The sequence below is a fragment of the Oleiagrimonas citrea genome (assembly GCF_012395255.1).
Classification (GTDB): Bacteria; Pseudomonadota; Gammaproteobacteria; order Xanthomonadales; family Rhodanobacteraceae; genus Oleiagrimonas; species Oleiagrimonas citrea.
On the sequence record NZ_JAAZQD010000001.1, the window covers coordinates 247560 to 266632 of the forward strand.

The 19073-nt window shown below is 64.5% G+C and carries 19 protein-coding genes; 8 read left to right on the forward strand and 11 right to left on the reverse strand.

All coding sequences use genetic code 11. From position 1 onward, the window contains the following. Window positions 1-7: 7 nt before the first annotated feature. The 3 genes from HF690_RS01065 to rlmE form a co-directional block, all read right to left on the reverse strand. Window positions 8-1234 (reverse strand): hypothetical protein, encoded by a 1227-nt coding sequence (locus tag HF690_RS01065; RefSeq protein ID WP_168608147.1) that lies wholly within the window; start codon window positions 1232-1234, stop codon window positions 8-10. Between the two features lie 192 nt (window positions 1235-1426). Further along, window positions 1427-3364: an ATP-dependent zinc metalloprotease FtsH gene (ftsH, locus tag HF690_RS01070; protein WP_193568348.1), complete on the reverse strand. Its 1938-nt coding sequence runs from the start codon at window positions 3362-3364 to the stop codon at window positions 1427-1429. A gap of 13 nt (window positions 3365-3377) precedes the next feature. Further along, window positions 3378-4010, reverse strand: a complete 633-nt coding sequence (gene rlmE / locus HF690_RS01075; RefSeq protein WP_113066111.1) for a 23S rRNA (uridine(2552)-2'-O)-methyltransferase RlmE — start codon at window positions 4008-4010, stop codon at window positions 3378-3380. Between the two features lie 81 nt (window positions 4011-4091). On the opposite strand from rlmE, the gene HF690_RS01080 reads away from it, so the two are divergent. Together HF690_RS01080 and HF690_RS01085 are read left to right on the forward strand one after the other, a co-directional pair. Continuing rightward, on the forward strand, window positions 4092-4424 hold the full coding sequence (locus tag HF690_RS01080) for a YhbY family RNA-binding protein (protein ID WP_113066172.1): 333 nt from the start codon (window positions 4092-4094) through the stop codon (window positions 4422-4424). Window positions 4425-4458: 34 nt separating this feature from the next. Beyond that, window positions 4459-4833, forward strand: coding sequence for an Mth938-like domain-containing protein (locus HF690_RS01085; protein WP_168608148.1), 375 nt, complete (start codon window positions 4459-4461; stop codon window positions 4831-4833). 11 nt (window positions 4834-4844) lie between these two features. Here HF690_RS01085 and HF690_RS01090 read toward each other — a convergent pair whose 3' ends face one another. The 3 genes from HF690_RS01090 to HF690_RS01100 form a co-directional block, all read right to left on the reverse strand. Beyond that, entirely contained in the window at window positions 4845-5471 is a 627-nt protein-coding gene (locus HF690_RS01090) for a DUF998 domain-containing protein (protein WP_240151517.1), read from the reverse strand. A 308-nt stretch (window positions 5472-5779) separates the two neighbouring features. After that, on the reverse strand, window positions 5780-6436 hold the full coding sequence (locus tag HF690_RS01095; RefSeq protein ID WP_168608149.1) for a flavin reductase: 657 nt from the start codon (window positions 6434-6436) through the stop codon (window positions 5780-5782). Continuing rightward, on the reverse strand, window positions 6433-7143 hold the full coding sequence (locus HF690_RS01100; protein WP_168608150.1) for a hypothetical protein: 711 nt from the start codon (window positions 7141-7143) through the stop codon (window positions 6433-6435). The genes HF690_RS01095 and HF690_RS01100 overlap by 4 nt, the downstream gene beginning before the upstream one ends. A 201-nt stretch (window positions 7144-7344) precedes the next feature. Here HF690_RS01100 and HF690_RS01105 point away from each other — a divergent pair, with 201 nt between their 5' ends. The 4 genes from HF690_RS01105 (at window position 7345) to HF690_RS01120 (ending at window position 12818) form a co-directional block, all read left to right on the forward strand. Then, window positions 7345-8340 carry an LLM class flavin-dependent oxidoreductase gene (locus HF690_RS01105; RefSeq protein ID WP_168608151.1) on the forward strand — a complete coding sequence of 332 codons (996 nt, stop codon included), beginning with the start codon at window positions 7345-7347 and terminating at the stop codon, window positions 8338-8340. Window positions 8341-8472: 132 nt separating this feature from the next. Continuing rightward, complete coding sequence (locus HF690_RS01110) at window positions 8473-10092, forward strand: carboxylesterase/lipase family protein (protein WP_168608152.1); 1620 nt, start codon at window positions 8473-8475, stop codon at window positions 10090-10092. 131 nt (window positions 10093-10223) lie between these two features. After that, window positions 10224-11480: a cyclic di-GMP phosphodiesterase gene (locus HF690_RS01115; protein ID WP_113066117.1), complete on the forward strand. Its 1257-nt coding sequence runs from the start codon at window positions 10224-10226 to the stop codon at window positions 11478-11480. Between the two features lie 9 nt (window positions 11481-11489). Next, a complete protein-coding gene (locus tag HF690_RS01120) occupies window positions 11490-12818 on the forward strand; it encodes a putative bifunctional diguanylate cyclase/phosphodiesterase (RefSeq protein WP_240151548.1) in 1329 nt (442 codons plus the stop codon). A 337-nt stretch (window positions 12819-13155) separates the two neighbouring features. On the opposite strand, the gene HF690_RS01125 is transcribed toward HF690_RS01120, so the two are convergent. From HF690_RS01125 to HF690_RS01140, 4 genes are read right to left on the reverse strand one after another with little or no spacing between them, the layout of a single operon-like run. Continuing rightward, window positions 13156-13611, reverse strand: coding sequence for an FKBP-type peptidyl-prolyl cis-trans isomerase (locus HF690_RS01125; RefSeq protein WP_240151518.1), 456 nt, complete (start codon window positions 13609-13611; stop codon window positions 13156-13158). Between the two features lie 4 nt (window positions 13612-13615). Continuing rightward, entirely contained in the window at window positions 13616-14008 is a 393-nt protein-coding gene (locus HF690_RS01130; RefSeq protein ID WP_168608154.1) for a thiol-disulfide oxidoreductase DCC family protein, read from the reverse strand. Further along, on the reverse strand, window positions 14005-14553 hold the full coding sequence (locus tag HF690_RS01135) for a DUF4166 domain-containing protein (protein WP_168184762.1): 549 nt from the start codon (window positions 14551-14553) through the stop codon (window positions 14005-14007). Before HF690_RS01135 ends, HF690_RS01130 begins: the two co-directional genes overlap by 4 nt. Beyond that, on the reverse strand, window positions 14550-15674 hold the full coding sequence (locus HF690_RS01140; protein WP_168608155.1) for a saccharopine dehydrogenase family protein: 1125 nt from the start codon (window positions 15672-15674) through the stop codon (window positions 14550-14552). Before HF690_RS01140 ends, HF690_RS01135 begins: the two co-directional genes overlap by 4 nt. A 129-nt stretch (window positions 15675-15803) precedes the next feature. On the opposite strand from HF690_RS01140, the gene HF690_RS01145 reads away from it, so the two are divergent. Together HF690_RS01145 and HF690_RS01150 are read left to right on the forward strand one after the other, a co-directional pair. Next, on the forward strand, window positions 15804-17261 hold the full coding sequence (locus HF690_RS01145) for an alanine/glycine:cation symporter family protein (protein WP_113066123.1): 1458 nt from the start codon (window positions 15804-15806) through the stop codon (window positions 17259-17261). A 54-nt stretch (window positions 17262-17315) separates the two neighbouring features. Further along, the gene (locus tag HF690_RS01150; RefSeq protein ID WP_168608156.1) at window positions 17316-18293 is read left to right on the forward strand and encodes a zinc transporter ZntB; all 978 of its coding nucleotides are present in this window, start codon (window positions 17316-17318) and stop codon (window positions 18291-18293) included. A 56-nt stretch (window positions 18294-18349) separates the two neighbouring features. Here the strand turns inward: HF690_RS01150 and HF690_RS01155 are convergent, their stop codons facing one another. Further along, the gene (locus HF690_RS01155; RefSeq protein ID WP_113066125.1) at window positions 18350-18859 is read right to left on the reverse strand and encodes a fasciclin domain-containing protein; all 510 of its coding nucleotides are present in this window, start codon (window positions 18857-18859) and stop codon (window positions 18350-18352) included. Window positions 18860-19073: the final 214 nt, after the last annotated feature.

The window sequence follows — 19073 nt, forward strand, 5'->3', positions numbered from 1 at the left end:
CGTTCGATCAGAACGAGAGCTTGGGTGAAGACGCGTTCTTCAGACGAAAGACCTGCAGGACGTCCAACTGGTCGACACCAGACAGTCCGAGCCCACCTTCGACTCTTCCCACGCAGAATAGCTTTTTCTCGGACCCGACCTCGCAACCGAATCGCCATAGTTCCGGCAGAGAGACCTGCGCTTCTATCGGCAGCGACGCAGACACCGAGACCAAGCCCGGCATCGCGCCGTCTTGGTAGCGGGGATTCTCAAGCTCAATCCTGGCCGTTCCTCCGGGATTGATCAGCGTGTCTTCGTTGCCTGCGGGGGCGCGCGCATCCGAATAGACGACTCCCAGGCCGGACGAGAATGGAGCAAAGAGTAAGGCTCTGAAGCCCTCATACGTGACGACGCCGATCCCGCCCTGGCGCACGCCGACGAGATGATGAGCGATGTCGCGCCAGATTCGTATCAGCTGCGCATATGCGAGCACCAGCGCTTCAGGATCTGGCAGGGTCGGCGCCGCCATTCCTTCTTCTGGCTTGGCGTGGAACAAGTAACAACGCATGCGTTCGTACTGATCTGTCAGCATGTAGTCAGCCAGGCCTCGGCTGTCCGGAAGCAGTGGCCGCACGTCGATTCTGGCGCCGACCTCGGCGAGCACGCGACGCAGCCACTTGCGCTCACCCTCGTCCACCCGCTTCGCGCTAATGGTAGATAGCAGGGCTTCAAGGCCCAACCACAAGTTCCGGTAGGCCTCGTACAGATCGCCGCTCGCCTGCGAGAGCCGATAAAAGCGCAGAGCCGGTGTCCACACCGGGGGTGGCCCTGGTGGTGTTGGTTTCGGATTACCGTCGCGGTCGTAGACGACACCCGTCGCGGAAACGCCGAGGACCAAGTCGTCGGTAACCATGACCTCCACGACGCGGCGGTCACTATCGGTATAGAGCATGACGTGGCTATCGCCGATGCCAGCCAGCTCAGAGACCTTGAATCTCTCGTAGGAAAGCAGGTCGAGGTAGCGCTGGATGCATTCCGTTCCTGCCGTGATCACTTCCTGCCTGCCGATTGCCTGCGTCGACCGCGCCACGATGGTGGACTTGCCCGCGGCGCTTTCCACGATCCAGCCGTCGATCTCGTCGGAACGGCTCGCTTGGCACGGCGTGCGAAGGCTATACGCAATGGCTGCGCCGTAATCGGCACAACCTTCCGAGTCAGGACGTCCGCCGAACAAGAACCCATCTATCGTGGCCATGGCAACACCTATGTATTCAATGAAATCCCTGCTTCTGACGTCCTGTACTGCTTCGAATTTCGTAGCTACTGAGTGGCCGCTTCGGGTCGTAAGCCGTCTACCAATGTCGAGCCAGATGGTCTCCCCGGATTCATTTGTACACAAAAAAGGCGGCCTGCGGGCCGCCTTTTTTGTACTGACAAGTTCGCTTACTCAACTCTGCGGTGCGGGATCACCGACCGGCGTGGTGCTGGTACCGGTGTCGCCGCCGCGCGGTGCGTTCGGGCGCTTGTCGTTGTCGGTGCCGCCCCAGTCTGCGGGCGGGCCCGGACGACGGCCTTCCATGATCTCGTCGATCTGGTGGGCGTCGATGGTCTCGTACTGCAGCAGCGCCTCGGCCATCAGGTGCAGCTTGTCGAGGTTGTCGGTCAGCAGCTTGGTCGAGGTTTCGTAGGCGGTGTCGAGAATGTTGCGCACGACTTCGTCGATCTTGCGCGAGGTCTCGTCGGACACGCTCTTGTGCTGGGTGACGGAGCGGCCCAGGAACACCTCGTCCTCGTCCTCGGCGTAGGTCACCGGACCCAGCTCGTCGGACAGGCCCCACTTGGTGACCATATTGCGGGCCATCTTGGTGGCGCGCTCGATATCGTTGGAGGCGCCGGTGGTGACCTTGTCGTGACCGAAGATCAGCTCCTCGGCGACGCGGCCGCCGTAGAGCGAGCACAGCTGCGAGCGGATGGCGACCTTGTTGATGCTGTAGCGGTCGCCTTCCGGCAGGTACATGGTCACGCCCAGCGCACGGCCGCGCGGGATGATGGTGACCTTGTAGACCGGATCGTGCTCGGGTACCAGGCGACCGACGATGGCGTGACCGGCCTCGTGGTAGGCGGTGAGCTTCTTCTCGTCCTCGCTCATGGCCATGGAGCGGCGCTCGGCGCCCATCAGGATCTTGTCCTTGGCCTTCTCCATGTGGCTCATGCGCACTTCGCGCGCGTTCTCGCGCGCGGCGAACAGCGCTGCCTCGTTGACGAGATTGGCCAGGTCCGCGCCGGAGAAGCCCGGCGTGCCGCGCGCGATCAGCATCGCATCGACGTCGGTGTGCAGCGGCACCTTGCGCAGATGCACCTTGAGGATCTGCTCGCGGCCCTTCACGTCCGGCAGACCGACCACGACCTGACGGTCGAAGCGGCCCGGACGCAGCAGCGCGGGATCGAGCACGTCGGGGCGGTTGGTCGCAGCGATGACGATCACGCCCTCGCCGCCCTCGAAGCCGTCCATCTCGACCAGCAGCTGGTTGAGGGTCTGCTCGCGTTCGTCGTGACCGCCGCCCAGACCGGCGCCACGATGGCGGCCGACGGCGTCGATCTCGTCGATGAAGATGATGCACGGCGCGTGCTTCTTGGCCTGCTCGAACATGTCGCGCACGCGGCTGGCGCCGACGCCGACGAACATCTCGACGAAGTCGGAACCGGAAATGGAGAAGAACGGCACCTTGGCCTCGCCGGCGATGGCCTTGGCCAGCAGCGTCTTGCCGGTGCCGGGCTGGCCGACCATCAGCACGCCGCGCGGAATCTTGCCGCCCAGCTTCTGGAACTTGGACGGATCGCGCAGGAACTCGACCAGCTCGCCGACCTCTTCCTTGGCCTCCTCGCAGCCGGCCACATCGGCGAAGGTCACCTTGACCTGGTCCTCGCCCTGCAGCTTGGCGCGCGACTTGCCGAAGCTCATCGCACCGCGCGCGCCGCCGCCCGACTGCATCTGGCGCATGAACCAGATCATCAGGCCGACGAAGATGATGATGGGCAACCAGTTGAGCAGCAGCGAGAACAGCGAGAAGCCGTTGTCGGACGGCTGCTGCTTCACGCTGGCGCCGTTCTTGGTCAGGGTCTTGAGCAGATCGCTGCTGGTGATGCCGATCAGCGGCACCACCGTGTTGAACTGACTGCCATCCTTCAGCTTGCCCTTGACCACGGGCGGCGTATCCGAACTGATGGTGGCTTCGGAGATGTTGTTGCTGTCCACCTGCTGGATGAACGCCGAATAGCTCATCTGCTGGGTACGACCGGCGTTGTGGCTGAAGCTCTGGAACACGAGCACCAGCACCACGGCGATAATCAACCAGAACAGCAGGTTTTTGACCATTTCATTCATGCGCATGTCTCGTTCAGTGGCCGGCCCGGGCGCGATGTCCCGTGGCCAAGGCATAGACTTCGCGTGAGCGCGCACGCGAAGCCTTCGGCTTGCGCATCGTCACGCGGTCGAACTCACCGCGCAAGTCCCGCAAGTAATCGTCGAACCCGGCGCCCTGGAACAACTTGATCAGGAACGCGCCTCCGGGCTTCAGCCAATGCCGGCAGAAATCGAGCGCCAGCTCGGCAAGATCCATCGCCCGCATCTGATCGGCGACAGCTACACCACTCATATTGGGGGCCATATCCGACAGCACAAGGTCGACCGGATGGCCGTCGAGCCGACGCTCGAGTTCGGCCAGCACCTCGGCCTCGCGGAAGTCGCCCTCGATGAAGTCCACGCCGCCGATGCCCTGCATGGGCAGGATGTCCAGCGCGATGATGCGCCCGCTGTCGCCGAGCCGGCGCTGGACCAGCTGCGACCAGCCACCCGGCGCCGCGCCCAGATCGACCACGTGCATGCCCGGCTTCAGCAGCTGATCGCGGTCGATCAGCTCCTCCAGCTTGAAGGCCGCGCGCGAACGCCAGCCCTCGGCCTGCGCGCGCTTGACGTAGGCATCGTCGAAATGTTCCTTGAGCCAGCGGGAGCTGCTCTTGCTACGGGCCATGCGGACGTCCGGTCAGCCTTGCGTCGGGCAGGCCATGATACCCTTTGCACCCGCATTTCCGCGACCTTGAACCTGAACGACATGTCCGCTTCGACTTCCTCGCGCGACGGCGCCGCCGCCACGCTCAGCCCCAGCCAGCGCCGCTACCTGCGCGGTCTGTGTCACAGCCTGCACCCGGTCATCATGCTGGGCGCGAAAGGCCTGACGGACGCCGTCATCAAGGAACTGAAGCTGGCGCTGGATCGTCACGAGCTGGTCAAGATCAAGCTTTCCGGCGCCGACAAGGATGAACGCCGCGCACAGATCGCGGAACTGACTCAAGCCACCGGCGCCGAGCTGGTGCAGGAAATCGGCCACACTGCCAGCGTGTTCCTGCGCAACGAGGACGAACCGAAGCTCGCCCTCCCGCGCTGATGCGCACTGCGACGAAATAACGCGGAGGATTGCCATGGAGCTCTCGCTCGAACGTCCCGAGGACTTCCTGTACGTGCGTCGCATCGAAGACGACGCCGTGACCATCGTCGACCGCCGCTTCACGCGCAGCCTGGTGCTCGCGCGCGATCAGGTGATCGAGGACTGGCCAGTACGCGACGCTGGTCAGATGCAGCCAGAGGACGTGCAACTGATCCTGGAACTGAAGCCCGAAGTCGTGCTGCTGGGCACCGGCGCACGCCAGCAGTTCCCGAACGCGGCCACGTTGGGCGCCTTCACGCGCCGCGATGTGGGCGTGGAAGTGATGGACAACGCCGCCGCCGCGCGCACGCACTCCGTGCTGGCCGGCGAGGGTCGCGACGTGGTCGTCGCCTTCATCCTTCCGGAATAAACCTCAACCCTTCAATGAGTTGAAGGGATAACCTCAGCCGATTTCCGCCACAGAAGCCACGCCATCCAGGCCAGCCAGCCGAGGATGAACACGATCAGCAGCTTCTGCGACAGGCCGCGTGGCGCGCCACGCCACAGCACCTGCACCCACAGACCGACGAAGCTCACCGTCGCCCACGTCAACGCCCTTGCGGCGTACGGACGCCAACGCGCATCGTGACGCAGCCGCCCGGCCTGCAACAGCATCGCCACGGTCACGCACAGGAACGTCGTCTGCGCGGCAATGCCGTGAATCAGCCCGTGGAAGGTCGCCGGATGCGCGTAGGTGTTGGTGGTGGCGAAGGTGGTCACGCACAGGGCGATGCCCGCGACCGTGAATAGCAGCAAGGGCGCGGCGCTTCGCGCCGGGAGGGACAAGGCACGGTACGCACTCCACCCAAAGACCGGGAGCGCCAGGGCCAGCAGCACATAGGCCGCCCGCACCCAACCGCTTCCGGATCCGATCAGGTAGAAGCTCAACGGCACGCGCACCCAGTCCAGATCCGTGCGCAGGACCTGCGCCGCCGCACAGACTGCCGCGAAACTCGCCACTGCGGTCAGTACGAAACCGGCCGCCCAGCGCATGGATGCACACATCATGTCGCGTCCAAGGGAACGGCGACGAAGTGCTGCAACGGGCGCAGCGTCATGGCGCGACTCCTTCATCGTTTCAAGCGACCCATGGTATCCGAACCGGTCTCAGGCGCGACCCATGTTCCGGAGTTACTGCGTTCCAGGCGGCGGCTAGATCAGGACCAGCGCTGCACCATCCGCACCGTAATCAGCATTCCGATTCGTCCTGGCACGCGCGCAGCCACCTGCGCCATGTCGCCACCGGTGCCGCGCACAAGGGGCTGACCGTTCGGCGACTTCCGACCAAACCATCGCCAAGACCCCATGCCACCGACTCACTTGCGGCGGCGGTACTTCGCGATCGCCTCTTCCGGCGATCCCGGCCGCCGCAGCGCACGCATGCTGTCCGGACCGACCACGGCATAGTCCGTCATGTAACCGGCGCGCTGGATGGAACCCGCTGCCGCCGTGTCGAACAGGCCATCGCGCAGGAAGGCCATGTCGAGGTGCACGGCGACCACCTGACCGAACACCACATAGCTGTCGGTCACATCGCCGTGCAGATCCTTGAGCCGGATCACGTCGAGCACGCGGCACTCCAGCGCGGCCGGCGATTCGGCCACGCGGTCGACGTCCACGCAACGACAGGCAGCAGGCGTCAATCCCATCGCCCGAAGTTCGTCCTCGCCCGAGGCGAAATTCGCCGAGGAACCGTTCATGGCGTCGGCTAGCGCCTCGGTCGCCAAGTTATAGACGAAGGCGCCAGTCGTTTCCGCATTGCGCACGCTGTCCTTGTAACCGCTGCTGCCGAAGGCAAGCACCGGCGGCGTATCACTGATGGCGTTGAAGAAACTGTAGGGCGCGAGATTCCCGCGCCCCTCCGCATCGCGCGTGGAAATCCAGCCAATCGGGCGCGGCGCCACGATGGCCTTGAATGGGTCATGCGGCAGGCCATGGCCCTGCGCGACTTCGTAGGAATAGGTTTCGCTCACTGCGTGCTCTCGGTCGTGCTCGGATTCTGGGACGAATCATCCTGCCCGGCTTCGCGCTTGCGGATCAATGCTTCGCTCAGCCAGTTCACGTAACGCTGACGGCGCATGCGCTGAATCACGATCACGCTGCCAAACAGGTAGAGAAAGATCAGCAGCAAGGCAAGCGCCGCGTGCACGGGATCAGTACGGACCGGCCACCACGTGCGGACATCCTTGAATTGCAGATACAGCGCGACCAGCACGGGCAAGGGACCCAGACGGTCAATGGGACCAAACATCCAGCTCATGCTTTGGTTGAAGGTCGTAGTGCGATCACGAACGAACCGCAAGTGCCGCTCCAGTTCCTGAGCAGGAAAGCGGCACAACCATGCCAGCACGGGCATGCCTTGCTCGAATATCGTGTCCAACTCGCGCGCATCATTCCGCAACGGATGACGAATTTGGTGCCACTCGTAACGCAGAAACTGAAGAAACAGAGCGCAGGCACCCAGCATCTCGATGACAAGTCCGGTGATCGAGAGCACCAGAGCGGGCATGGAATGAAGAAAAGTCGCCGCGCCGTATCCGATCACCGAACCAACCAGGAGAAGCGAAGCGCCCCAGCGCGTCAGTAGCATGCTCTGCTTCGGTTCGTCACGCGCGCTGCCCAGCGTTTGAAACCGTTGGTCGAGGGCCTCAAACGTAAATCTCGCCGCATCCATGCTCATCCCTTTCACGCTTCAGCGGCCACTCACCATGAGTCCGCATACGGGAACGTATATTTGCACAACCTCACGCGCCTGGATCAGGGAGCTGAGGCATCCACAACGGCGGGCATGGCGCCTGCACATGATCCGCGAAGCACCTTGCATTGGCCTCGCGCCGCATCGTCCCCATGTGTGCCTCATGGCTTTTCCCGGACGTACCGCATGATCCCCTTCTCCATACTCGACCTGGCCCCGATCACCGAGGGCAGCGACGCCACGCAGGCCTTCCGCAACACCGTAGACCTAGCACGCCATGCCGAGGCGCTGGGCTACGAGCGCTATTGGCTGGCCGAACACCACAACATGCCGGGCATCGCCAGCGCGGCGACCTCGGTGCTGATCGGCCATGTGGCAGCGTCCACCTCGACCATCCGCGTAGGCGCCGGCGGCATCATGCTGCCCAACCATTCGCCGCTGCAAGTCGCCGAACAGTTCGGCACACTGGCCGCACTGCATCCGGACCGTATCGATCTTGGCCTTGGCCGTGCGCCCGGCACCGATCACGCCACGGCGCGCGCCCTGCGCCGCTATTTCGATCAGGCCGACGCGTTCCCCGACGACGTGCTCGAGCTGCTGGCCTACTTCGAACCAGCCGCCCCCGGGCAGTCGGTGCGCGCAGTCCCCGGTGCCGGTCTCGCAGTCCCGGTGTGGCTACTGGGATCGAGCCTGTTCAGCGCGCGTCTGGCCGCCCGACTGGGCCTGCCGTTCGCCTTCGCCTCGCACTTCGCGCCGGACGCGATGGATGAGGCGCTGGCCGTATACCGACGCGACTTCCGCCCCTCGAAGCACCTCGACAAACCCTACGCAATGCTCGGCATGAATGTGGTCGCCGCCGACACGGACGCCGCGGCGCGCCGACTGTTCACTACCCAGCAGCAGAGTTTCATCAAGCTTCGCCGCGGCATGCCGGGACTGATCCCGCCACCGATCGACGACATCGAATCGTTCTGCACGCCACAGGAATTGCACGGTCTCGAACGCACCCTCGCCTGCGCCGCCGTCGGCGCGCCGGCCACCGTGCGCGAGCATATCGCCGCCTTCATCGATAGGCACGCGCCGGACGAGCTGATCCTGGTCGCCAACATCTTCGACCATGCGGCGCGCAAGCATTCCTACGCCATCGCGGCCGAAGTGCGCAACGAACTCGCCGAGACCTGAGGACACATCGCGGACGCTCGCCGAGCGGGTGCCGCTCGAATATGGCCCATCCGGTTTCGCCTTTCCTCGGGCTGCTTGCATGCAGCCACGGGCGCGCGATACTGGACGTTCCCTCTGCCCAGGAACGTCCGCATGCTTCGACACGCCGCCCGATCTTCACGCCGCCTGATCGTCGGCGTAGTGCTGGGGATGGCCAGCCTCGCAACAGGCCTCGCCATCGCCGCCACGCCTCCGCACGCCACCGTGCAGACGGGTGTGCTCGAGGGCAGGAGGATGCAGGTCGACGGCGTGAACCTGAACGTGTTCCAGGGCATTCCCTACGCCGCGCCGCCGACCGGAACGCGCCGCTGGAAACCACCCCAACCGGCCGCACACTGGAACGGCGTGCGCCAGGCCACCGCCTTCGGCCCGCGCTGCATGCAGCGTTCGATCTTCAGCGACATGCGTTTCCGTTCCGACGGCATGAGCGAGGACTGTCTGTATCTGAACGTGTGGGCCCCCGCGAATGCCACGTCCCGGAAACTGCCCGTGCTGGTGTATTTCTTCGGCGGCGGCTTCATCGCCGGCGACGGCTCGGAGTACCGCTACGACGGCGCCAACCTGGCCGCGCGAGGCATCGTCACCGTGACCGTGAACTACCGCCTGGGCGTGTTCGGCTTCATGGCCCTGCCCGCGCTGACCGCCGAATCGCCGCACCACGCCAGCGGCAACTACGGTCTGCTCGACCAGAACGCTGCCCTGCGCTGGGTGCGCGCGAACATCGCGCAATTCGGCGGCGACCCGCATCACATCACCATCGGCGGCGAGTCGGCCGGTTCGATCTCGGTGCACGCGCAGATGGCCTCGTCGCTCTCGCGGAAACTGATCGCCGGCGCCATCGGCGAAAGCGGCGCGCTGATCGCCCCGATTTCGCCGCTGCCGCTGGCGGCAGCCGAGCAGCGTGGCACGCAGTTCATGCAGCAGGTCGGCGCCGAGTCGCTGAAAGCATTGCGCAGCATGCCTGCGGACGCGTTGCTGCAAGCTACCGGCGCCAAGGACGCCGTACACTTCGGACCCGATATCGACGGCTATTTCCTCACCGAACGCCCGGTCGACACCTTCCGCAAGGGCAAGCAAGCGCATGTCCCACTGCTGGTTGGCTCCAACTCCCAGGAAGGCTTCTACACGGCGATTCTGAAGGACGCCACGCCAACACCCGCGCATTACAAGGCGGCGCTGCAGAAGATGTTCGGCGATGAAGCGTCCACGGCGCTCAAGCTCTATCCGGGCAAGAACGTGGCCCAGGTCAAGCGCTCCGCCACAGCCCTGGCCGGCGATCTGTTCATCGCCCACAGCACCTGGCGCTGGATGAACCAGCAGCGCGAAACGGGCAAGGCACCGGTGTACTACTACTATTTCGATCAGGCGCGCCCACTGAAGCGCAACGCCAGACCCGGCGACACGCCGGACCCAGGCGCGGTGCACAGCGGCGAGATCGAATACGCGCTGGGCAACCTGGACACGAACCGCGTCTATGCCTGGACGACGGCGGACCACAACGTCTCGCGCATCATGGAAGGCTACTTCGCGCAGTTCATCAAGCACGGCAACCCGAACGGTCGCGGCTTGCCCTATTGGTCACCAGCCCGCAAGGCACGCGGCGGTCTGCTGCGTCAGCACATCGGCACGCCGACTCGCAACTATCCCGATCAGAATGCGGCGCGGCAACGATTCCTGACCCGATATTTCGCGCACCGTCCGAGTGCTTTCTGAGGCACGCCGACGCGACAAAAGCACGCAGTGCACGGCCCGGAGCGCGAACGCATTTCCGCTTTGCCTCGACCGTGCGCTGCGCTAGTCTTGGGGAGACGACCACGGGGGTGGGTGTTCCCAGCCATGCACGAATGAACGCCTCGTCGCAGGAATTCAAGATCAGCGTGAAAGGCTTGCAGGTGGGCATGTACGTGTCCCGGCTCGACAGGCCTTGGCTGTCTACGCCCTACGCTCTCGAAGGCTTCCTGATCAAATCCGAAGACGATGCGCACGAAATTGGCAAATTGTGCGCGTATGTCTTCGTCGATGCCTCGCGGGGCATCTCGCCCGACCCGCGATTCATCCTGATCGATCCACCGCAACGGTCCTCGCGGGAGCGCGCCCGGCAGGAGCTGAAGGCCCTGCGCAAACAGACCTGGACTGACACGCACACATTCGCCGAGGAGATCCCGCACGCCGAGCAGGTGCACGACGAGCTGCGCGACAGCATCGACGAAGTCATGCAGGACCTATATCGCGGCCGCAACCTGCAGCTGGACCGGCTTCGCGAGAGCGTGGATGCGATGGTCGAATCGATCACCCGCAATCCCACCGCATTCAGTTGGCTCAAGGAAATCAAGCGCAAGGACGACTATGCCTATCACCATGCCCTGGCCTGCTCGGTCTGGGCCGCGAGCTTCGGTCGCCACCTGGGGTTGAACCGGCAGGAACTGTCCGAGCTGACCCTGGCCGGCCTGCTGTTCGACGTCGGCAAGACGCGCATCGACAATCAGATCATGGTCTCGCGCGAAACCTACGACGACCGGCAACACCAGACCATGCGCAAGCATGTACAACACAGTCTGGACATCCTCAATGAAGCCTCCGGCGTGCAAGTGTCCCAGCGCATCATGGATGCCGTGGCCACCCACCATGAGCGTCACGACGGCAGCGGCTATCCGGCCGGACTGAAGAATGGTTCGATACCGATGTTCGGACGCATCCTCGGCCTGATCGACAGCTACGATGCGATGACCAACATCCGCCCGCACATGGGCAGCCGGTCCCCGCACCAGGCGGTAATGCAGCTTTACGAATCGCGCGACCGACTGTTCCAGGCCGAGCTGGTCGAGCAGTTCATCCAGACCAGCGGCATCTACCCCACCGGCTCGCTGGTGGAACTGACCGACGGGCGCGTCGGCGTGGTCACCGCCGTGCACAGCCTGAAGAGACTCCGTCCGACCGTGATGCTGCTGCTGGACGCGGACAAGAAGCCGCTGGCCGAATTCGAATCGCTCGACCTGGGCACGGTGCCCGACGAGGAGGACGGCCGCGCGGCACTGGCCATCCGTTCCGGCCTGCCGCAGGGGGCGCATGGCATCGACCCCGCCGAACTCTTTCTCGACTGAGCCGACGTGATGGAAGAAAAAGACCTTCTGACCGACCTTCCGTCACGACGCAGTTTCCTGAGACGTCTCGCACAGCACATCGTCCACGCCTGCGAGACCGGCCACAAGATGGCGTTGATCGTGGTCGATGTCGCCGGTTTCACACAGATCAACATCGCTCACGGCTACGAAGCCGGCGACCGTGTCCTGCGCCACCTCGCCAGACAGATGCAACACGCGGCCCGCGAGCGGGATTTCACTGCCCGCATCGGCGACAACCGCTTCGCACTGGTGCTGTCGGACGTACTCAATCACGGCCACGTCGAACTGGCCATCCACAAGCTGCTGCGCCTGCTGGATACGCCGGTGGAAGTCGGCGAGCGGCAGGTCTCGCTGCGCATCAAGGCCGGCGCGGCCCTCTGCCCGGAACACGCCAGCCACGCGGAACATCTGTTGCGCCGAGCGGAAACCGCCTTGCTCACCGCGCGGCGCGAACACGCCGACTATCATGTGCTTGACCCCGAAGCCACGTCCGGGATCGAGCTGTCCGAGCAATGGCAGCTGGAGATGGAGTTCGAGTCCGCCATCGAGCGCGGTGAACTGCACATGCACTACCAGCCGCAGGTACATCTGCGCAGCGGACGCACGGTCGGTGCGGAAGCACTGATGCGCTGGGATCGACGTGACGGACAGGACGTTTCGCCCGAACTGTTCATTCCGATCGCCGAGCGCGCGGGGAAGATCAAGAAATTGACCATCTGGGCGCTCAACACCGCACTGCGCCAGGCCGGCGAATGGCCCGTCGAGCACGGCCCGCTGTCGATCGCGCTGAATCTGCCCAGCGAACTGGCCATCCAGCCCGACCTGCCCGAACTGGTGCAGAACGCCCTGCAACTGTGGGGCAAGCCGCACATCCAGCTGGTGCTGGAGATTTCCGAACATTCCCTGATGGATCGCCATCGCGGCCGCGACATCCTGCTGCAACTGCGCGAACTCGGCGTGCGCATCTCCATCGACGATTTCGGCACCGGCTATTCCTGCCTGGCCTATTTCAAGAGCATTCCCGCCGACGAATTGAAGATCGACAAGTCCTTCATCGGCGAACTGCTCAGCGATGCCGCCAGTCTGGACATCACCGTGCTGATCATCGAACTGGCGCACCGCTTCGGCCTCAACGTGGTGGCCGAAGGCGTCGAAAACACCCGCACCCTGCATGTGCTGCGCAACCATGGTTGTGAAATCGGCCAGGGCTACCTGTTCGGCCGTTCGATGTCCGCAGAGGCGCTGGTCGCGTGGATGCGCGAACGAGCGCAATCGGGAACGAACGAGAAACGCTCCCGTTCTACCGCGCATTCCTGAGCGAGATATCCCCCGCCGGATGTGTCCGGGGCGGCAGGCGTCGGGTAACTTCGAACGGACCGTCGTACTACCGACTCCAGGAAGACGTGCCGCACGTCACGTTTACACGCCCCGCTCCGCCGCTCCCCCCGCTCGTCATCCTGGCATCACAAATCTGCAAACCACGCTGCCTAGCTTGAGCGCTGCAGCCATCCAAGCAAGTACGTCATGAAAGGGATTCGTTTGATCGCAACGCTCGGCCTGCCGACGCCCTGAGAGCGGCAGGCGCGAATCATGGAGGAGCGCGGAACGGCGGCCAGGGATCGGCCGCCACCTTGCGCCCCCTCTCTTGCATGGATCAACGCGGCTGCGCGTCGACCAGCTCGATGTTGAACACCAGCGACGCATTCGGTGGAATCACGCCGCCGCCCGCCCCGCGCGCGCCATAGGCCAGCGACGCCGGAATCAGCAGCGTGCGCTTGCCACCCACGCGCATGCCGGCCACGCCCTGGTCCCAGCCCGGAATCACCTGCCCTTCGCCGAGCACGAACGAGAACGGCGCGCTGCGGGTGCGCGAGGTATCGAACTGGGTACCGTGCTTGTCCGCCTTGCGGTCGTCGTACAGCCAGCCGGTGTACTGCACCAGCACGTCCATGCCGGGCCTGGCTTCCTTGCCTGTGCCGACGCTTCGATCGATCACGGTGAGCTTGTCGACCTGGCCGTGCATCGCGGGTTTCGGCGGCGCCTTGCAGGCGGCAACGGACAGGAGGAGGCCCAGCAGGCCGGCACGCAGGATCATCTTCGATGAAGTCATGGAATCACTCGTCTAGAAAACGTTCGGCATCGCCCGCATCGGGCACGAAGCAGGTCGCGCGGCGTCCGAACCAGCGGTAGCGGTTCCGCGCCAACCAGCGATACAGCGGATCGCGGATCGGCGCGGGCACGACCCACGCCATCCAGGCCAGCCGCCAGGGCCAGCCCAACTGATGCAGCACGCGAAAGATGGCGGAAGTGTAGCGATAAGCACCGTGCTCGGTCACCAGCAGCAGGGTCTCCAGGCGATCGACCTCGAGTCCGGCTTCGGCCAGCAATCGCCGCCCCGCCGCCTGCTGCATCGAGGCGAAACGGAACACCCGGCGCTTGTCGTGGCGCAGCAGGAACTGCACCCAGGCGCTGCACAGGAGGCACTCGGCATCGAACACGACGATCATGAAAGGCGCTCCGCGCTGTTCAGGTCCAGATGCCCCGAGTAGGCAACGACATGGCCAATCCAGGGCATGGACGTCGCCACGTCGAAATGAAATTGTCGGTCGCGCCCATGCTCGCGCGCGTGCACCGTCGGCGAGAGAAAACGCGGCCACGGCACGCCGAACACGCGCACGCCCAGCAACTGCATGTCCAGGCGACCCTCGATCCGGCGCAGACGGAAATACAGCCGCGCCGGCCCCAGTCGCTCGACCAGTCTGTCGCCGTCCGCGCACAACACCGAGCGCATGCAGCAAGACGGGAAATGACGGATCCAGGATTCCCTTCTCGCCTCGGCGATCAATTCGAAAGTCAGCGCGCTTTCACCGCTGCGTCCGGGCAACCGCATGACCCGGGCCAACAGGCGTGCGAGCGGGTTGCGCGGCCCACGCGTAAGGCATCGTCCCTGCAGACGCACGTGGCCGCGCAGCGCATGGAACTGCCGCACCTCGGGCTCCAGCGCCTCGAAGTCGCGCTGCATGAGATGTTGATAGAGACTCGTTTCGTTCATCGCTTCGCGCATTCCGTGCGTATCGCAAGATCTTCGGCTTCGGCAAGAATTTCGTCCAGCTCCAGCATGTTCACACAAGGGCCCGCGCCGACACGATCGATGCCACCCGTAGCCAGTTTCCGTATCAGCGCCGTACTCGCCAGTGTGGGCACGTACGGCCCGTCCCCCTGCTCGGCCACCAGCAGCCAGCGACGGCGCAGACGCCGGCCGTGCGCATCGATACCTTCGACCTCGACATGCATGCATCCGTCCTCGGAACCAAGGTGTCGAAAGCGGTCGCCGATCCATTTCAGCCAGCGTGCATGACGGGACCAGTCGCGCACCAGACCGAGCCGGCGCAGAGCGGCCATCGCCACCATCCCGAAATGCAGTACGCGCAGCTCGAGCCCTGCACGAAAACGCACGTCCTTCACATCCGGGAAACGCGTCGGCAGCAATTCGAGATCCGGCACATCGCAATCGGACAACCAGCGCGCCCCGATCGGCGCCGGATACCGGAACCGACGCGGCCGCAGCCAGCCCGTGACCGGCTGCGCACGCGCATCTGTCCATGCATCGAAACGCACCCCGCAGTAACCGAGAATGGCCTCGACCGTGGCCAGCCCGCGCTCCGTGCGATTGCCCGGACTGATGCCGATGTCGATGCACTCGACGGCGACCATGTCCGCACTGCATGCGCGAACGGCGGCCTCGGACAACGACGGCACCGAACTCGCCCCGCTGACGGCCAGCACGCCCGCGCTTCGGGCGAGGTCGTCCAGCTCGCCGAAGCCGCACACGAATGCGCGGCCGTCCGCCAGATCCACGTAATGGATGCCGGCCTCGATGCAGGCTTTCGCCACACGATAGTCCTGCCCCTGGAATGGACCGCAGGTATGCACCACCGCCTGCGCTCCAGTACCGCGCAGCGCGCGCGTCAGGTCCTCAGCCCGCACGTCCAGCGCCAGCGGCTCGAAGCGCGTGGCGGGAAACGCCGCGCGCAGGTGCTCGCACAACTCGGCGGCCCGCATCTTGCGACGCCCGGCCACAAGAATGCGCAACCCTTCGATACGCGCCAGACGTTGCGCGAGCCGGCGACCGAAGAAGCCGTAGCCGCCGAGTAGCAGCACGGTGTACGACATATTCCCCATTCCCTGGCGTTTCTCCCGCCGAGCATAGCCAATGCTGGGCGAACGCGCGCGGGCAGTCGCGCCCCGAGGCCGCATCAGGCAATCTAGACCGCGAGAGGAGACGACTGGGGAACCATCTGCATGCAAGCCGTGATCGACACGTTGAACGACTGGATCTGGAGCCTGGCGTTGATCGCCCTGTGCCTGGGTGCCGGACTGTACTTTTCCATCCGCACGCGTTTCATGCAGGTGCGCAGCGTCGGCGAGATGGTGCGGCTGCTGTTCACCGGTAGCTCATCGAAAGCCGGCATTTCCTCGTTCCAGGCACTGGCGATGTCGCTATCCGGACGCGTCGGCGTGGGCAACATCGCCGGCGTCGCCACGGCGATCTTCTCCGGTGGTCCCGGCGCGGTGTTCTGGATGTGGGTGATGGCCCTGCTGGGCGCGTCGACTGCATACGTCGAATCGACACTGGCGCAGATCTACAAGGAAAAGGACGACGAGGGACGCTACCGCGGCGGACCGGCCTACTTCATCGAGAAAGGCATGGGGCAGAAGTGGTACGCATGGATCTTCGCCGTCGCGACCATCGTCTCCTGCGGCTTCCTGCTGCCGGGCGTTCAGGCCAGCGAGATCGCCGGTGGCCTGCAGAATGCCTGGGGCGTCGAGCCATGGATCACTGCACTGGCGCTGATGGGGCTGCTGGCCTTCATCATCTTCGGCGGCGTCACCCGCATCGCACATTTCGCGGAGGTGGTGGTGCCGTTCATGGCGGGGGCCTACCTGCTGATCGCACTGGTGATCCTGGGCCTGAATGCACACGCGCTGCCCGACATGTTCAAGCTGATCGTGAGCAGTGCGTTCGGCGCCAACGCCGTCTTCGGCGGCATGCTCGGCACGGCCATCGAATGGGGCGTCAAGCGCGGCATCTACTCCAACGAGGCCGGTCAGGGCACCGCACCGCACGCCGCCGCCGCCGCCGAGGTCTCGCACCCGGCCAAGCAGGGTTATGTGCAGGCGTTCTCGGTCTACATCGACACCCTTCTGGTGTGCTCGGCGACCGCGTTCATGATTCTTTCGACCGGCATGTACAACGTGCAGGCGCCGGATGGACGCATGCTGTACGACGGTCTGCCCGGCGCCGAGGCCGGCGCGGGCTATGCACAGTCGGCGGTGGAGACGCTGGTACCAGGCTTCGGCGCGGGCTTCGTCGCGCTGGCGCTGCTGTTCTTCGCCTTCACCACGATCATGGCCTACTACTACATGGCCGAGACCAACATCGCCTACATCAACCGCAAGGTGCATCGACCGTGGCTGACGCTGGCGCTGCGCCTGGCGATCCTGGCCGCGGTCGCCGTCGGCATCTTGCGCGCGGGCGGCTCGGCGTGGACCCTGGGCGATGTCGGCGTCGGGGTCATGGCGTGGCTGAACATCGTCGCGATCCTGATCCTGCAGCGCCCTGCTCTGCGTGCGCTGCGCGACTACGAGTCACAGAAGAAGCAGGGCCGCGATCCCACGTTCGATCCCGTCGCGCTGGGCATCCGCAACGCGAACCTGTGGCATGGACAATCCACGCCGGAACCCGACGACGAGACCTGACTGCACCACGTATCTGCGCATACACTTCGGGCAACTCGACGGAGACTGCATCCCATGGATGAAGAAGAAGGGCTGATCTACGCCGGTATCCTCGACGGCAAGGGGGGCGCGCGCCGCATCGGCTGGAACGAGATCGCCGAATGGCGCGAGCAGGATGGTCCGATCTGGATCCATCTCGATTACAGCCAGCCCACTGCACGCCGCTGGGTGCTCGAACAGAGCGGTATCGACGAGTTCGCCGCGCAGGCACTGCTCAGCGAAGAAACCCGCCCGCGCGCCACGAACATTGGCGACGCCACGTTGGTGTTCCTGCGCGGCGTGAACCTGAATCCGGGATCGCAGCCCGAGGACATGGTGTCGATCCGCATCTGGGTCGACAAGCACCGCATCGTCACCGCGCGGCGGCGCACGCTGCTGTCGGTGACCGACGTGCTGCAGACGTTCGAAAGCCATGCCGGCCCGAAGAATGCCGGCAGTTGCCTGGCCCGCCTGATCGGCAGTCTGATCGCGCGCATGGAGAACGTCATCGACGACCTGCAGGATCGCGCCGCACAGGCCGAGGAAAACGTTCTCGAAGGTGAGAGTGGCGCCGAGTTGCGCAACGTGTTGGCGTCGATCCGCCGCGAGACCATCACCTTGCGCCGCTACCTGTCTCCGCAGCGCGAAGCCATGACCCGTCTGTACACGGACGAACACGCCACGATCGGAGCACGCGAACGCAGCCGGCTACGCGAGAGCGCGGATCAGTTGCAACGCTACCTGGAGGATCTCGATTCTGTGCGCGAACGCGCGATGGTCACGCACGAGGAGCTGGCCAACCGACTGTCCGAACAGATGAATGCGCGCATCTACCTGCTGTCGCTGGTGGCGGCGCTGTTCCTGCCGTTGAGCTTCTTCACCGGGTTGCTCGGCATCAACGTCGGTGGCATTCCGGGCACGGACAACAAGGCGGCCTTCGCCATCGTGGTCGGTTTCCTGGTTCTGGTGATTGGTCTGCAGCTGGCCTACTTCAAACTGCGCAAGTGGTTCTGAAACCCGCAGATGCGCACGCACCGTGATCCGGGGACCACGGTGCGTGCTTCAAGAACTCATATCTCCGGTGGCATCAGCACCGTATCGACCACATGGATCACGCCGTTGCCGGCGACGACATCGGCGCCGGTGACCTCGGCGTCGGCCACGTAGAGTTTCCCTGCACGCGCGCTGAGCGGAAGGCTGGTTCCGTTCAACGTGCTGGCGGTGTCCATGTTCATGGCCTGCGTGGACATGACCTTCCCGGCGACCACGTGATGCAGAAGCAGCGCGCGCAGCTTGTCGCGATTCTCCGGTTTGAGCAGATCATCGACCGCGCCCGGCGGCAGCCGTTCGAAGGCGGCATCCGTCGGCGCGAAGACCGTGTACGGTCCCGCTCCGCGCAGCGTATCGGCCAATTGCGCGGTCTCGATGGCGGTCACCAGCGTGGCGTGCTGGCCGGTGCTCATCGCCGTGGAAACGATGTCTGGCTTCTCGTGATGCCCGCCTCCAGCCAGTGCGGGAACGGCCAGCGCGGACAGCAAGAGAAGCGTGATCGACACAAGCTTGCGTAGATGGGCATTCATGATGAAAGAACTCCGGATCGTGCATGGATGGGCACGTGCGCGAACCACGCCGCACGTTCACCCAGACTGCCCCGAAAACGCTTCCCGATAGGTTAAAAATCTTTTCAATATCAATAAAATGGAAACATCATTCGGTCTACGCGTTTTGGCCGATAGCGTCCCGAATCCACCACGTGCAGAAACATGACTGCAATCGCAGCGCCATCGGAACGTT

What these genes read in the sequence shown, in the direction of transcription:
- HF690_RS01065 (WP_168608147.1), bottom strand. Translation starts at nt 1,234, where the DNA reads ATGGCCACGATAGATGGGTTCTTGTTCGGCGGACGTCCTGACTCGGAA.
- ftsH (WP_193568348.1), bottom strand. Translation starts at nt 3,364, where the DNA reads ATGAATGAAATGGTCAAAAACCTGCTGTTCTGGTTGATTATCGCCGTG.
- rlmE (WP_113066111.1), bottom strand. Translation starts at nt 4,010, where the DNA reads ATGGCCCGTAGCAAGAGCAGCTCCCGCTGGCTCAAGGAACATTTCGAC.
- HF690_RS01080 (WP_113066172.1), top strand. Translation starts at nt 4,092, where the DNA reads ATGTCCGCTTCGACTTCCTCGCGCGACGGCGCCGCCGCCACGCTCAGC.
- HF690_RS01085 (WP_168608148.1), top strand. Translation starts at nt 4,459, where the DNA reads ATGGAGCTCTCGCTCGAACGTCCCGAGGACTTCCTGTACGTGCGTCGC.
- HF690_RS01090 (WP_240151517.1), bottom strand. Translation starts at nt 5,471, where the DNA reads ATGATGTGTGCATCCATGCGCTGGGCGGCCGGTTTCGTACTGACCGCA.
- HF690_RS01100 (WP_168608150.1), bottom strand. Translation starts at nt 7,143, where the DNA reads ATGAGCATGGATGCGGCGAGATTTACGTTTGAGGCCCTCGACCAACGG.
- HF690_RS01105 (WP_168608151.1), top strand. Translation starts at nt 7,345, where the DNA reads ATGATCCCCTTCTCCATACTCGACCTGGCCCCGATCACCGAGGGCAGC.
- HF690_RS01110 (WP_168608152.1), top strand. Translation starts at nt 8,473, where the DNA reads ATGCTTCGACACGCCGCCCGATCTTCACGCCGCCTGATCGTCGGCGTA.
- HF690_RS01115 (WP_113066117.1), top strand. Translation starts at nt 10,224, where the DNA reads ATGAACGCCTCGTCGCAGGAATTCAAGATCAGCGTGAAAGGCTTGCAG.
- HF690_RS01120 (WP_240151548.1), top strand. Translation starts at nt 11,490, where the DNA reads ATGGAAGAAAAAGACCTTCTGACCGACCTTCCGTCACGACGCAGTTTC.
- HF690_RS01125 (WP_240151518.1), bottom strand. Translation starts at nt 13,611, where the DNA reads ATGACTTCATCGAAGATGATCCTGCGTGCCGGCCTGCTGGGCCTCCTC.
- HF690_RS01130 (WP_168608154.1), bottom strand. Translation starts at nt 14,008, where the DNA reads ATGATCGTCGTGTTCGATGCCGAGTGCCTCCTGTGCAGCGCCTGGGTG.
- HF690_RS01135 (WP_168184762.1), bottom strand. Translation starts at nt 14,553, where the DNA reads ATGAACGAAACGAGTCTCTATCAACATCTCATGCAGCGCGACTTCGAG.
- HF690_RS01140 (WP_168608155.1), bottom strand. Translation starts at nt 15,674, where the DNA reads ATGTCGTACACCGTGCTGCTACTCGGCGGCTACGGCTTCTTCGGTCGC.
- HF690_RS01145 (WP_113066123.1), top strand. Translation starts at nt 15,804, where the DNA reads ATGCAAGCCGTGATCGACACGTTGAACGACTGGATCTGGAGCCTGGCG.
- HF690_RS01150 (WP_168608156.1), top strand. Translation starts at nt 17,316, where the DNA reads ATGGATGAAGAAGAAGGGCTGATCTACGCCGGTATCCTCGACGGCAAG.
- HF690_RS01155 (WP_113066125.1), bottom strand. Translation starts at nt 18,859, where the DNA reads ATGAATGCCCATCTACGCAAGCTTGTGTCGATCACGCTTCTCTTGCTG.